This is a genomic window from Actinomadura mexicana, assembly GCF_900188105.1.
Taxonomy (GTDB): domain Bacteria; phylum Actinomycetota; class Actinomycetes; order Streptosporangiales; family Streptosporangiaceae; genus Spirillospora; species Spirillospora mexicana.
The window spans coordinates 313,721-326,541 of record NZ_FZNP01000004.1 but is presented as its reverse complement, the minus strand read 5'-3'; the positions used below and the strand labels follow the sequence as shown (position 1 = coordinate 326,541).

The following is a 12,821-nucleotide window of genomic DNA, read 5'->3' as shown; positions in this document are numbered from 1 at the left end:
TTCATCACGCTGGCCGTGTTCATCTGCGAGCTGATCACGGAGGACATCAACGAGAGCCCGGCAGTCGCAGGCATCCGCGGACGGCAGCTTGGCGAACATGACTGACGCTGACGCCAGTCAGGTTCGCCAAGTCCGCGCTCTACTAACCCGCCGGAAGACTTGCGTCCCATATCGTCTGGTTGCTGTCCGTCGGTCATTCCCCACTCTAGGTGTACGTGCCTAAGTAAAAGGGCCGGTCCTGTTCACGAAGGCCCACATTCTGCCGTTCCGGATTCTTGTTGTTATGTCAGCGCTGCCATGGACTTGCCCAGCTGACGAGGTGCAAGTGCCGCAGCCGGGTGGGCTGTCGCACGAGATGTGGGGTCGTAGACGACCAACAACGGCTCGTTTCGGTTGAGTCGCGGAGCGCGACGTCTTCCAGGTCCACTGTTGGCCAGAAGATGGTTCGAAGTTGCACGACCGGACCGGCCGGAGTGATCACCGGCGGTGGCTCCAATCCATCAGAGCTGCCGACCACCCGCACCGAATACGGACTGTACGGGCAGCCCACGACCGTCACCGAGACCGCCAACGGTGCGACTCGGCCTACGACTCACGACGATGCCGGGCGGCCTGTCAAGACCACCGTCTCGGGCGGGTTGGGCGCGGCGGTTCCCGAAACTACGACCACTTATGACAGCGTCACAGGGCTGACCACGACCAGCGCTTCCCGGACCGGTGGAACGATCACCCGCAGCTACGACAAGCTCGGCCGGCAGACGTCGTACACCGATGCCGACGGCGGCATGACCAAGGCCGAGTACGATCGGCTGGGCCGCCCGGTCAAGGTGACCGACTCGGCACCGTCCACCACCACCTACACCTACGACACCGCGGTAGACCCCCGCGGTGTGCCAACCGCGATCACTGACTCAGTCGCCGGTACCTTCAGCGGCCGGTACGACGCGGACGGGCGAGTGTACGAGCAGACACTTCCCGGCGGATACACCACGACCACCACCACCGACACCGCCGGAAACCCCGTCGCACGCTCCTATACCCGCAACAGCGACGGCATGATCGTGGCCAGCGACACCCAGACAGTCTCTATCTTCGGGCAGGCCACCACGCGGGTTGGCACACCCGGCGGCGTCACACAGCAGACGTACCGGTACGACAAGCTGGGCCGCCTCATCCAGGCTGAGGACACCACGGACAACATCTGCAACCGTCGCTCGTACGGTTTCGACGACAACACCAACCGGAACCTGCTGAGAACTCTGGTCAGCGAGCCGGGGATCGACTGCCCTGCCAGTGGAGGAACAAGCCTGACCTCCACCTACGACTCCGCCGACCGGCTGGTCAACAGCGGCTACGCCTACGATGCCTTCGGTCGCACCATCTCTCTGCCCGGCGGTGCTGGCTACTCCTACTACGCCAACGATCTGGTCCGCCAGCAGACCGCCGGGAACCAGCGCAGGACCTGGCAACTGGATGCAGCGATGCGCTATCGGTCATGGACCACCGAGACGAACACGTCTGGCACTTGGAACCAGCTCGAGGCAAAGCTCACCCACTACGGAGACGACTCCGACAGGCCCCGCTGGATCGTTGAGAACACCGCCACTGGCGCCATCAGCAGGAACATCGTCGGGCTCACCGGCGAACTGGCCGCCACCACCGCCAAGACTGGAGGTACCGCACTCTATCTGAACACCCTGCGCGGCCACGTCGCGGTCATCGTGCCACTAGACGCCGGCCAAGCGCCGACTGTCATCGACACCGACGAATACGGCAACCAACGCCAGGGCTCGCCATCCATCCGCTATGGCTGGCTCGGCGGGTACCAACGCTCTAGCGAAACCCTCACCGGGGTGTCGCTCATGGGCGTTCGTCTCTACGACCCCAACACTGGCCGCTTCCTGCAAACCGATCCCGTGCACGGCGGAAACGAAAACGCCTACGAATACTGCACCGCGGACCCGGTCAACTGCACCGACCTCGACGGCAGAATCTCTTGGCGAAAGCTCTTTCGGCACTTCATCGAAAGCGGTGTCTGCATGCGCCTGGGATTCGGTTCATGTATCAAGGCGGTCAGTATATCGGTAAATGCTGCTAAATGGTCAAAGGGGCTGGGGGGCAGTGGAATTACCAACGCCGTTCGTCATTTTATCTGGCAGGGTAGCCTCACGTTCTATCTGGGCTACAGGGCAGCGAAGCTGATCGGAGACGCTCATGAGATCTACGAGTCCGGCAATGATACGGCGAAGGATCGATACAATAACTTCATAGCCCGGTGGTTCGCGCGCGCCTATCGGGGCACATTGCGGGTGTTCAACTACTACTGGGGAGCTAACGGCGTCTTCTACCTCCTCAGATATTATGGATACTGGTACTATCGTTACGGCTATCTAATGTAGCGACGCATCGGAGCGGCCCAAGCTCGGCCGACCCGTACCGCGCTCCTGGCGCAAGGGCGTGCGGAACGATGGGATGCGACTGTCTCACCGAATAGCAAGGACGGTTCTTCGATGTCTGCCAAACGCGCCCTTCCTCGGGGGCTGGTAGCTTCGGTTCTGCTGGTTCAAACCCTGCCGGGGTGTGGCCTAACACAGCCGGTCAATCTTCGGTGCGGCAAGGATGCGAAAAAGGTTCTTCAGCAACTTGAAGGTGCCGTGATTCCGTTCATCCCACGAGGTGATATCGGCTCAATCGAGCGACTCGACGGATGTGATTCCGGTGACAGTCCGACATTGACTGTCAGTTTTCGAGAAGGCGTCAGTCGGGCTGGCGTAGTGAAGGGTTTTTTCGTTTCACCTTGGAGGCCGGCGACGGCTGCGCTAGTCGAACGATATGGTGCGGGAATGGACTCCAACGTCTACGAACGCCCAGTGGCGTCACGTCGTGTCGTGGTCATGGTCGAAGAATCTCCGCTAAGCCATAGCGCTGTGGAGTTGACCGCGGAATTCTTTGACTGAGCCTTCGGGGAAGGTGATTTTATAAAGTGATGATCGCCCCGGAAGTGCGGGTGGGGTGGATGATTACCCGGCTTCCACGACACGCGAGGCCGCGCTTGAAATGACCTTTGACTCGCCTTAATCCTCTGCTGCGCCAAGCGGCACCACTGGTTACCTGACGCTGCCTGGTGCCCCATCGGAGAGCGCCTGCTCGTGGACTGTCACGGTAAGCCACCTTCGCGGTCGGCTGCGGTCGGCCACGCGCCGGTGACAGAAGCAGCGCGCTATCTGGGGGGAGCGCAGTGGACTTGATCTGCCCTGATGTGCGCTGTGCTGTGCTGAAAGATGTCGTCTGACCTGCGACGATGTCGAGAGGCGGCTTGCTGCGGCCTTGATTGATCGTGTTCACACCGAAGAGGTCACTGCTTCGAACCCAGTATCACCCACGCCAAGTTTTCCGAAGGTCAGAGCGTTGTCCGCGGCGTGATCTCGTGTGTCCCGATGAGCGCTTCGTAGTCTCGGGAGCCAGCGGGGGGAGCCACTGTGCGCTTCGCAGATTCCCGAAGCGCTCACACCGATGGTCGATCATCGTGACCGTGTCGTCCTGGTCGGCCGAGTTCGGTGGCGGAAGCTGCACTGGACTTTCTTGAGAACCTCGCCTGGATTCGGTGGAGACGGTCCTGCTCAAGCGGGCTGGTGTTCATCGAGCACGGCACCCGCAGGCTGCATCTGGCCGAAGTGACCGCGCACCCGACCGGAGCCTGGGCGGTGTAGTAGGCCCCCAATCTGGCCATGGAGTCAGGGGAACCGTATCGGGGAGCCACCGTCCCCAGGCTTTCGCGCTTCGCTGTCATCGGCCGGTATCGAGGACGCGGGTCGGCGGCAGGGTCCGGTCGGTTGCCGAGTCAGGGCGTGAGCAGGGCGGTGGGCTGACCCATCAGGCCGACAACGGCCTCGCCGATCGCGGCAGCGAGCTGCGGGGCGTGCTCTGTGGGAAGTGCGCCCGCGTTGATCCGCAGGTGGCGCTGGTGGCCAGGGGACAGGAAGAAGGGCTGCCCGGCTGCCAGCAAGAACCCTCGCTGCGCCGTGGCTTCTACCACCCGATCGGCATCACAACCACCGGGGAGCGTGACCCAGACGTGCAGACCGTCAGTGTCGTACTCGGGGACGAACAGACCGATCTGCTGGGAGGCGCCTACCTGCTGGACGGCCTCCTGCACAGCGGTCCGGCGGCGCGTGTACTCGGTGCGGGCCTCCGTGAGAAGTTCGTCGAGGCGGGGGTCGGTGAGCGTCGCCGCCAGTACGCGCTGGGACGTGCGGGACGTCCATCCGTCGGCGAAGGACTTGGCCAGCGTGAGGGGATGCCGGATCGGCTGCCTGGCGAGGGCCATCGAAAGGCGCATGTCAGGGGCGATGGACTTGGAGAACGAACGGAGGTAGACGACGCGGTCCCGCAGTCGGGGATCGGTGTACAGCGAGCCCGGTCGCACGGTCGCGGCCTCGGCGAACTGATCGTCCTCGATGATCCAGACGTCGGGATGGGAGGCGAGGGCGTCTGCCAGCGCGCGCCGGCGCTGGGCGGTCCAGCAGCACCCGGTCGGACTATGGGCGCGCGGGGTGAACAGTACGGCCAAGACACCCGCGTCGATGGCGGCGCGCAGTCCCTCGACTGTAGCTCCCGCCTCGTCCAGGGGCATGGGGACGAGCCCCAGCCCGTGGAATTCGAGGGTGTCCATGGCGGTCTGATAGCCGGGCTCCTCAACGGCCACCAGGGCGGTCTCGCCGGGGGAGCGCCGTTTCAGCAGCACGGCGAGCAGCGCCAGGAACTGCTGCGTGGAACTGGCGATGAGCAGGTCGTCGGTATCGGTCTCGATCCCGTCGTGGGTGAGCCGTTTGGCGAGCGCATCGGCCAGTTCCGGCTCGGTGCTCAGCGTCGCCGGGTACTCCAGGTCCTGCGCGCGCAACCGGGCGGCGACATCCCGGTAGGCGCGCTTGACGACGGCCAGCGGAAGCAGCCGCGGGTCGGGGCCGCCGCGGGTGAGGTCCCTCGCGGCGGGGTGGCTTTGCGTCAACCGCGCCTCGGTCTGGGCGAGGACCTGGCGTCGCCAGGCGCTACCTCCGCGGGTGGGTCCCACGGGCTCGCCGCCGCGGGTGGGGGCCGCCGTTTTGGGGAGGTCGGGGGCCTCGCTGACGAACGTGCCGCGGCCGGCCTCTCCGTGGACCAGGCCGAGGTCACCGAGCCGGGCGTACACGCTCATGACGGTCGTGACGCTGAGGCCGAGGTCGGTCGCCAGTTGCCGGACGGACGGCAACCGCTCACCGGGGCGCAGCTCGCCCGTCCGGATCGCCTGCGACATCTCGTGCGCGACCCGTTCATAGAGCGGGCGCCCGTTGCCCGATGAGTCTCGCAGGGTCGCTATCCGCCGTTGCACCTCAAGCATCATGCATACATTTTACCAGTACGCATTACTGGCGGCGGGCTAGCCGCGATGTGTCAGCATCCGATGTCTCCTGTAAGCCCCCAGCGCTATGGCTTTCATGGATGAGGGCCCCCGCCCTGCGGAGGTCTGCCCAGCGCGGGCTGCAACCACGGAGAGGGCCAAATCCTTGCTGATTGTGCCCGTAACGTATTGACTGCGTTATGCGATCGTGGCACCGTGGCGCCCGCCCTCATCGCCGTACCGCCTGGTCCGGCAATGCCGGAGGCGACCGCCGTTTCGACGGTGCGTGCCGGTACGGCGACCATCCGCAGTACAGGAAGGCGCCGCCCGTGATCTCCCATCTGACCGCCACCGGTGACATCGTTCTCACCAAGTCCCTGGCCGAGGTGCCCGCCGACCCCGGCTTCACCGCACTTCAGGAGGTGCTCGGAGCATCGTCGTGCGTCCTGTCGAGCGTCGAGCTGCCCTTCTCCGACCGGGGTCACCCCTCCGACCGGATCCTCAACTTCCGAGCGCGTCCGGAACTCGTCCATGAGCTGGCCGCCTTCAACCTGAGGGTGGCGACGCTCGCCAACAACCACAGTTCCGACTACGGCTGGGACGCCCTGGACGACACCGTGCGGAGACTGCGCTCGGTGGGAGTGACGGCGATCGGTGCGGGAGAGGATCTCGCGGCCGCCGAGGAGGCCGCCGTCCTGGAGATCGCCGGCCGCCGCGTGGGGATCCTCGCCTGGTCCTGCCTGCTTCCGCTGGGGGCCGCGGCCGGCCCGTCCAAGCCGGGCGTCTCTCCCGTGCACGTGGAGACCGAGTGGGTGGTGAACGGGGAGTTCCAACTGGAGGAACCGGGCGTGCCCCCAGTCATCCGCACTCGGGTACGCGCGGCCGACTACGAGCGGGCCATGGGCCGCGTGCGGGAGTTGCGGGAGCGCGTCGACGTCGTGGTGGTCACCGTGCACTGGGGATTCGGGTTCGGCAGCGCGCGCGCCGAGTACCAGCGGGTGTTCGGACATGCGCTCGTGGACGCGGGGGCCGACCTCGTCCTCGGCCATCACGTGCACTCCCCGCAGGGGGTGGAGGTGTACCGGGACCGGGTCATCGTGTACAGCCCGGGCAACTTCGTCGCCCAGCAGCCGAGGGAGAACATCACCCCGGAGATCGAGGCGATCTACGACGCCTTCAGCCGGGACGCCTTCATCACGGTCGTCGACCTGGCCGGCGAAGACGTCCCGCGGGTGTCGCTGGTGCCGATCATGACGGCCGACCACGGGCTCCCCGTCCTGGCGGACCCGGAGAACGCCCGCCGTATCGCGTACCGGCTGGCCGTCGAATCGGCGGATCTCGACACCGTCGTCGCGTTCGACGGCGCTCGCGTGACCGTCACCGGCTGAATCCCGCCCGCCGTGCCCGCCGGTACGACACCCCGCGGGCACGGCCACTTTGTCTGCCGCAGCAAGGTGTTCCAGAGCAAGCGTACTGATTGTTATGCATACATCCTCTAGACACCAAGATGACAGCCGTGTACCTTCGCAGAACCGTCGGGCGCAGGACCCGGCGGACGAAGGACCGTGTCGGTGAACGGGCCGACAGAACGGAGCCTGTTATGCGTCTCGGAACAGGGCCGCTGAACCGCCGTCGTTTCCTCGTCGCCGCGAGCCTGGCATCGGCTCTCGCGCTCACCGGATGCGGGACCGGAGACCAGCGGAAAGGCGGAGACGAGAAGTCGGTGGCGCTCGTCACCCCGCAGAAGGCCGGGGACGGAGGGCCGACCGACAACCTGATCGCCGGTCTGAACACGCTGAAGGCGGCCGGCTACACCACCCGCCACGTGGCCGCGCCCGACCCCTCCTCGCACGAGTCGACGCTGCGCAGCCTGGCCCAGTCGGGGACGCCGGTGATCGTCGTGTCGTTCTCGGACTTCACGCAGGTGCTCAAGACCGTGGCGCCCGACTTCCCCAAGACCAGGTTCGTGCACATCTACTCCGACCCGTACAAGCCAGAGATGCCGAACGTCCAGACGGTCTCGTTCGACACGCAGGGCCCCTCGTACCTGGCCGGCGTGCTGGCCGCCACCGTGTCGAAGACGGGCGTCGTGGGGTTCATCGGCGGAACCGCGATCCCCTCGCTGAACGCCGACTACCACGCCTTCGAGGCGGGGGCCAAGGCCACCCGTGCCGACATCGCCGTCAAGAGCGCGTTCGTCGGGTCGTTCGGCGACCCGGTGAAGGGCCAGCAGATCGCCCAAACCATGTTCAACAACAAGGTCGACGTGGTCCTCGCCTACGCGGGCGGCTCCTCGGTCGGTGTCGTGAAGGCCGCCGACCAGGCCAAGACCTTCGTCATCTACGACAACGTGGAGAGCGCCCAGACCGCCACCAGCGTGATCGCTGTCGCGTCGCAGCACTACGGCGCCACCATGGCCAAGCGGGTGCTCACCATCGCCGACGGGACCTGGAAGCCCGGTGGCAGCGAAGCGGGTCTCGCCGACGACGGCACCTTCCTGGAACGCGCCAAGATGTTCCGGGCCGGTGCCGGGGCCCCGGACCTGGACTCGGCGTTCCAGAAGATCGGCGAGACCGAGCAGAAGATCATCGACGGTTCCGTCGATGTCCCCGTCAACACCGACCACGTGTGAGCGCGCCATGCGAGCCCGACCACACGAGAGAACCGGACCCGCCGCGGCGGGCGGCCCGCAACGCGCCGGAGCACCTGTCAGCTGCCAAGACGTCTCGGTACTTTTCGGTGACTTCCGTGCCCTCGACGGAGTCAGCGGGACCTTCACACCGGGCAAGGTGCACGCCATCGTCGGCCAGAACGGCGCCGGCAAGACCACCTTCGCGCGGGTGCTGGCCGGGCTGGTCGAACCCTCCGGCGGCACCGTCCGGGTGGGAGAGCACCTGCTCGCCGGAGGGAACGTCGCCGAGTCGCGCAGGCAGGGCGTGGAGCTGGTCCATCAGCACTTCGCGCTGCCCTCGGACTTCACCGTCGCCCAGGCACTGGAACTGTTCAACGACGAGCACCGTCCCCTCGGCGGCTTCTCCAAGGCGGGATTGCACCGCAGGGCGCGGACGCTGCTGGAGGACGGGGGAGCCGCCGTCGCCCCGGACGCCCTGATCGGCAGGCTGCCGATCGAGACGATGCAGGCGGTCGAGATCGCCCGCGCCCTCGCCTCCGGCCCCCGCGTGCTGGTCCTGGACGAACCCACGGCGGTCCTGCCGCCGCCCGCGATGCGCGGGCTGTTCGACCGGCTGCGCGACCTGGCCGCCGCGGGCCTGTGCGTGATCGTGGTGCTGCACAAGCTGGACGAGGTGTTCGCGGTCGCCGACACCGTCACCGCGCTGCGGGCCGGCAGGCTCGTCCTGGAGCCGACGCCCATCGGCGACCTGGAGCCGGCTGACGTGTCGCGGGCCATCATCGGCGACGCATCGGTCAAGGAGGTGCCGGCCGTCGCGAAACCCGCGCCGGACGCTCCGGCGGTGCTGAGCACGACCCGGCTGACCGCGCGGTCCGGGTCGCACGATGCGGCGGCGACCGACGTGTCGCTGGAGATCCGCGCAGGAGAGATCGTGGGCGTCGCCGGCGTCGAGGGCAACGGGCAGCGCAGCCTCGTCGAGGCGCTCGTCGGGATGGCGCCGCTGCGCGGCGGGACGGTGTCCCTGGCCGGCGCCGACATATCGGGGGCCTCGGTGCGGCGGCGCCGTGACCGGGGCCTGCGCGTCATCCCCTTCGAACGCAACGTGGAAGGGGTCAGTCTCAGCAGCGCCCTGTGGGAGAACCACGCCGCCCCGCGGCGCGCCGGGGACGGGCCGATGCTCGATCCGAGGGCACTGCGGGAACGGTGCCGGGAGGCGCTGGACCGCTGGCGGGTCGCGTACCGGATCGAGACCCAGCCCGCCGGGAACCTGTCCGGCGGCAATATCCAGAAGACCGTCCTGGCGCGCGAGATCACCGGTGACGTGCGGGTCCTCATCGCCGCGCACCCGACCCGCGGGCTGGACATCGCCGCGGCCGGGGACGTGCGGGCGGCACTGGTGGACGCCGCGGCATCCGGCGCCGCCGTCCTCGTCGTCAGCGCGGACCTGGAGGAGATGTTCGAGGTGTGTCATCGCGTACTGGTGATGTTCGCCGGTCGGGTGGTGGCCGAGTTCGACCGGCCTTTCGATCTGGATCGGGTGGGCGGCGCCATGGTGAGGGGTGAGGCCACGTGAGGTTTCGGCCAAGGCCGGCCGCGGCCCGGCCCGTGGCGGTGATCGGCGCGTCTCTGCTGCTGGTCCTCGGCATCTTCGCCGTGTCCGGGTACGACGTGGAGGCGATCACAGCGGGGACGGTCGACGGCAGCGTCGGCTCGCCGGCGGCGTGGACGCAGACTATCCGCTGGGCCATTCCACTGCTCATCATCGCGCTCGGAGTGGGCCTCGCCTTCCAGGCCGGCTACTTCAACATCGGCGCCCAGGGACAGATGTACGTCGGGGCGATCGGCTCCCTCGCCGTCGGCCTGGCGTGGCGGGACGGTCCCGCGCTCGTCGTGCTCCCCTGCGCCCTGGCGGCCGGGATCGCGCTCGGGGCGCTGTGGTCGCTGGTGCCCGGGCTGCTGCGGACGCGGCTCGGCGCCGACGAGGTCGTCACCAGCCTGATGATGAACTTCATCGCCGTGCTGCTGCTGGAGTGGATCTGCACCGGCCCGCTGAAGAGCCGCGACGGCACCGGCCAGGCGGCCACGACCGATCGGCTGCCGGAGGCCTTCCGGCTCAGTGGCGGCAGCGGCGTCTCGCCCGCCCTGGTGATCCTGTGCGCCCTCCTCGTGGCGGGCGCCGTGGTCCTGACCGGCCGCACGCGGCTGGGTTTGGAGATCCGACTCGTCGGGCGCAACCCGGTGATGGCGCAGTGGATGGGCATCCGCGCCTCCCGGGTCGGCCTGGTGGTCTTCGCGCTGAGCGGTGCCGCGGCAGGGCTCGCGGGCGTCGTCGAGACGTACGGCCCGTCGGGCAGCCTGCGGGTCGGGTTCTCGCCGATGGTCGGTTTCATGGCGGTCATCGTGGCGCTGGTCGGCACGTTCGGTCCGCTCCGCACGCTGCTGGCCGCGGTCTTCTTCGGTGCGCTGCGCGCCGCCACGATCTACCTGCCGATCGTGAGCGACCTGCCGCAGGCAGGTCTCGACATGCTCAACGGGATGGTCGCCTTGTGGATCACGGTGTCCACGGTGCCCGCCCTGCTGAGACGCCGGCGAACGCGGGCCGCGGGCCGGGCCGGTGATCCGTCCGGTGGACCCGCCCACCGCGACCCGGAGGTGGTGAACTCCCGTGGTTGACTTCCTGGTGACCTGCCTACAGGCCGCCACGCCCATCTGGCTGGCGGCGCTCGCCGGACTGTTCGCCCAGCGCAGCGGCATCCTGCACCTCGGGTTGGAGGGGCTGATGCTCAGCGGCGCGTTCGTCGCGACCGCCACCGCCATCCGCACCGGGTCGGTTCTCGCGGCCATCGGCGCCGCCATCGTCGTGAACCTTCTGCTGTCGCTGCTGTTCTGGGTGCTGGTCACGCATTTCAAGGCGAACGTGCTCATAGTCGGGCTGGGCCTGTCGATGACCGCCGCCGGGGCGACCGGCTACGCCCTGGTGGCCTTCTTCGACACCGAGGCGGCCATCGAGTCGCCAGTCGGGCTGCCGCGGCCGCTCGGCGGGCTCGGCGGGCCGCTCGCCGGCCTGTCGGTGCTGACGTTCGCGGCGTTCGCGCTGACCTGGCTGTCGTGGTGGACGATCCGGCGGACACGGGCCGGGCTGAAGCTCAGCGCCTGCGGCAGCGACCCGTTCGCGGCGCGCAGCGCCGGCGTCCCGGTGGACCTCTACCGGATGGCGGCGCTGCAGGTCGCCGGGTTGCTGTGCGCGCTGGCCGGTGCGGAGCTGTCGCTGGCCCAGGTGCGGTCCTTCTCCGACAACATCGCGCAGGGCCGCGGTTACCTCGCCTTCGCGGCGGTCCTGCTCGGCGGGGTCGCCCCGGTCGGGGTGTCGGTGGCGGCAGTGTTCTTCGGGTCCGCGCTGGCCTTCGGCATCCAGTCGCAGCTGGACTTCAACGGCGTCCTGCCGCCGCAGTTCGTGCTCATGCTGCCCTACGCGGCGACCATCGTCGCCATCTCGGCCACGGTCGTGATCAAGCGGCGCCGGGGAGAGGAGCCCGAAGTGATCATGGAGCGGACGCTGTGAGCCGGGTCGTCCTTGTCGGGGCGCTCGACACCAAGGGCGTCGAGTACGCCTATGTCCGGGACCTGCTGGCGGGCGCGGGCCTGCGGCCGTTGCTGGTCGATGCGGGTGTCCGCGGGGAGCCGCAGATCCGGCCCGACGTCAGCCGTTCTGAGGTGGCGCGGGCCGCGGGCCGTGAACCCCGCGAGATCGCCGCGCTCGTCACCCGGGCGGAGGCCCTGGCCGCCATGGCCGAGGGGGTGGCCGCCCTGATGGGGTCGCTACAGGACGCCGGCGAGGTGGACGCCGCCTTCGGCATGGGCGGCTCGGGAGCGCTGAGCGTGCTGGCCCCGGGCTTCCGGGTGCTGCGGCTGGGCGTGCCCAAGATGATCGTCACCACGATGGCCTCCGGCGACACCCGTCCCCACGTGGGAGCCAGTGATCTGCTGCTGGTCCCTTCCATCGTGGACATCGCCGGGCTCAACACGGTGAGCCGCTTCGTCCTCGAACGGTCGGTGACGATGCTGGCGGCCCAGTTGGGACGGCCGGTGCCGTCCGCGACGGGCGGCGACGGAAAGCCGATGGTGGCCGCCAGCATGTTCGGGGTAACGACCGCCGGCGTCTCGCGCGCCTGCCGGGTACTGGAGTCGCGGGGCCTGGACGTCCTGGTCTTCCACGCCAACGGGCTCGGCGGCCGGACGCTGGAGTCGCTGGCCGAGGACGGATGGCTGTCCGGGGTGCTCGATCTGACGACGACGGAACTGGCCGACGACCTCGCCGGCGGCGTGGCGAGTGCGGGGCCGGACCGCCTGACCGCCGCCGGCCGGCGGGGGATCCCGCAGGTCGTGTCCACCGGAGCGCTGGACATCGTCAACTTCGGGGCGCCGGAAACCGTACCGGAACCGTACCGGGAGCGGCGGCTCTACTCGCACAACCCGACGGCGACGCTGATGCGCACCGATCCGCGGGAGGCGGCCGTCCTCGGCGAGCGGCTCGGCGCGAAGCTGTCGGCCGCGCTCGGACCAGTCGTGCTGCTGCTGCCGACCGGCGGGCTGTCCGCCCTGTCGGAGCCGGGAGGCACGTTCCACTGGCCCGAGGCGGACGCCGCCCTCGAACGAGCGCTGCTGGAATCGCTCGCCCCCCACGTCGCCGTGGAGCGTTCCCCGGCGGCGATCAACAACCCGCGTTTCGGCGAGCAGGCGGCGCGGCTGCTGCTGGCCGAGCTCGCCGGGAAGCCGGCGACACCCTAGCCGCGAACCGTGGTGGACATCTCG

8 protein-coding genes are annotated in these 12,821 nt (G+C 68.3%); 7 read left to right on the top strand and 1 reads right to left on the bottom strand.

The features are described from left to right. The first annotated feature begins 473 nt into the window (after positions 1-473). Positions 474-2,399: an RHS repeat-associated core domain-containing protein gene (locus CHC11_RS12875; protein ID WP_218826057.1), complete on the top strand. Its 1,926-nt coding sequence runs from the start codon at positions 474-476 to the stop codon at positions 2,397-2,399. A gap of 1,442 nt (positions 2,400-3,841) precedes the next feature. Here the strand turns inward: CHC11_RS12875 and CHC11_RS12870 are convergent. After that, positions 3,842-5,380 carry an aminotransferase-like domain-containing protein gene (locus tag CHC11_RS12870; protein ID WP_089311930.1) on the bottom strand — a complete coding sequence of 513 codons (1,539 nt, stop codon included), beginning with the start codon at positions 5,378-5,380 and terminating at the stop codon, positions 3,842-3,844. 326 nt (positions 5,381-5,706) lie between these two features. Between CHC11_RS12870 and CHC11_RS12865 the strand changes: the two genes are divergently transcribed. From CHC11_RS12865 to CHC11_RS12840, 6 genes are all read left to right on the top strand, one after another. Next, entirely contained in the window at positions 5,707-6,765 is a 1,059-nt protein-coding gene (locus CHC11_RS12865) for a CapA family protein (protein WP_179278828.1), read from the top strand. A 212-nt stretch (positions 6,766-6,977) separates the two neighbouring features. After that, the gene (locus CHC11_RS12860) at positions 6,978-8,009 is read left to right on the top strand and encodes a BMP family ABC transporter substrate-binding protein (protein ID WP_179278827.1); all 1,032 of its coding nucleotides are present in this window, start codon (positions 6,978-6,980) and stop codon (positions 8,007-8,009) included. Then, positions 7,981-9,582 carry an ATP-binding cassette domain-containing protein gene (locus CHC11_RS12855; RefSeq protein ID WP_342749972.1) on the top strand — a complete coding sequence of 534 codons (1,602 nt, stop codon included), beginning with the start codon at positions 7,981-7,983 and terminating at the stop codon, positions 9,580-9,582. The genes CHC11_RS12860 and CHC11_RS12855 overlap by 29 nt, the downstream gene beginning before the upstream one ends. After that, positions 9,579-10,682 carry an ABC transporter permease gene (locus tag CHC11_RS12850; protein WP_089311926.1) on the top strand — a complete coding sequence of 368 codons (1,104 nt, stop codon included), beginning with the start codon at positions 9,579-9,581 and terminating at the stop codon, positions 10,680-10,682. Before CHC11_RS12855 ends, CHC11_RS12850 begins: the two co-directional genes overlap by 4 nt. Further along, complete coding sequence (locus CHC11_RS12845; protein ID WP_089311925.1) at positions 10,675-11,571, top strand: ABC transporter permease; 897 nt, start codon at positions 10,675-10,677, stop codon at positions 11,569-11,571. The genes CHC11_RS12850 and CHC11_RS12845 overlap by 8 nt, the downstream gene beginning before the upstream one ends. Beyond that, positions 11,568-12,797: a Tm-1-like ATP-binding domain-containing protein gene (locus CHC11_RS12840; protein WP_089311924.1), complete on the top strand. Its 1,230-nt coding sequence runs from the start codon at positions 11,568-11,570 to the stop codon at positions 12,795-12,797. The genes CHC11_RS12845 and CHC11_RS12840 overlap by 4 nt, the downstream gene beginning before the upstream one ends. The last annotated feature ends 24 nt before the right edge of the window (positions 12,798-12,821 follow it).